Here is a 1,631-nt window from a genome sequence, read left to right as displayed (position 1 = left end):
TTAGCATACCTTTTTAAAAAAAATTAATTTTATAAAAGAGGTAATATGAAAGGAATAGGTCAAGGATTTTCTTCAGGAATTGAGACTTTCAATAATAATGTTTTAGTGCATATAGGAAGGCAGTGTCCTACTAGTTGGACAGAGCTTAAAGCTAATGTGTCAAGAAACGTGAAAACATGTGCAAAAGCATGTACAGTATTTCTTGATTCTTCATTAGGCGTTGCATTTGCTATGGGAGTAGTTGGTATGGTTACAACATCTCTTTGCATAGGTGAGAATATGATGGAAATTATTGCAAATAACTTGCTTCCAATGAGTACTGAGACTGCCGCGCTCAGTAATGATGAGTTAGTATATTTATGTATGAGAGGCAACGCATACATACCAACATTTAAGACACAGGCTCCAAGGTTACAAAACTGGACTGTAGGTGCATATGGTATTTGTCAAAATGGAAAAATTTTAGCAGATCATGATATTTATTGCGTCTCTTTGAAAGAATATAGAGAGCGATTTCCTTTTAACTTAGTTCCAGAATGTCAATCAACTAATTGGACTGGATATTCAGAACGTAAAACAGGAGAAAAATATCTAAGTTATGTATTTATGTTGGTAACAGATTCAGCCTGGGGTATATCAGACATGACGCATTGTGTATCAGCAGGTGTATTTTCTATGATGAATGCATCAGATACTAGTGTGGCTGCTGTGGTTTCTCAGGCAACATGTATGCCTGTATCTGTAAAAAATGGTACTGATAATACTAATGCTGGTGATGGAATAGATAGAGGGGCATATTGTTGGAACAAATCAGAAAATATTCATAAAAAGTATCCTAAATATTTTACTAATACAACTAACTGTCCTTTGGCTATTAGCACTACACTAGCTCCATCTATTACTTCCATGCCATTAACAACAGCATTCCCTGTAGAAGAGAATAATTGTCCTCCTTGTAGTCTTATGATGATTGCTTTTGGTGTTGGTAGTGCTGTTGTATTAATGACAACGCTTGGGAAAATAATCTATAAACAATGTAAAGCTAAAGGTCTTAAAAAGGCTAAAAGTTGTTCTAAAAGATTCAAAAGTTTAGCAGCCTTAACCTTAGAGGAAGGTCTTCTTTTAGGTGCTTCTGGCCTAGGGACAGGTGTTTTAGTAACTTCTTTACTACCTCCCTGTGGTCCTCTAGATGAAAGCACTAAGAAGATAGTCATGGCCTCCACAGCTTGTTATTGGACTAGTGCTGCTTCTAGATTGTTAAGTAATTGTATTACTAGTCCATTAGTGGAAGAGTGTACTGCTGCTGAAGATAAAGTAGTAGAATTACCTATGCTCACAGATTCAGAAGTAGCATTAAAGGTTTCTGGAACTTCTGATGATGAGAAAGGGGATGAAACAATGATTCCAGTAGTTGTGGTTATAGATAGCCTAGAAGAGCCTTCTACAAGCAAGTCTTGTTGTTAACATTTTTTAATCTTATAAGACAGGAAGGATTACTATTTCATGTAATCCTTCTTTTCATTCATCAAGTTTTTATCTTTATTATGCTTTGTAGTAAGGGCCTTAGAGACTATTTACCTAGTTTTGAATTTTGCATAATCAATCTTTTAATTCAAAAAATGTATTTGTAG

The 1,631-nt window shown here is 35.0% G+C and carries 1 protein-coding gene; it reads left to right on the top strand.

Features of this window, described 5'->3' with window-relative positions:
• Positions 1-45 precede the first annotated feature (45 nt).
• Entirely contained in the window at positions 46-1,464 is a 1,419-nt protein-coding gene (locus tag CLAVI_RS05580) for a hypothetical protein (protein ID WP_194844612.1), read from the top strand.
• Positions 1,465-1,631 lie beyond the last annotated feature (167 nt).

This window comes from Candidatus Clavichlamydia salmonicola (assembly GCF_015356765.1).
In the GTDB taxonomy this organism is placed as follows: domain Bacteria; phylum Chlamydiota; class Chlamydiia; order Chlamydiales; family Chlamydiaceae; genus Clavichlamydia; species Clavichlamydia salmonicola.
Note: the sequence above shows the minus strand (reverse complement) of the source record. Positions and strands in the feature narration are given on the sequence as shown.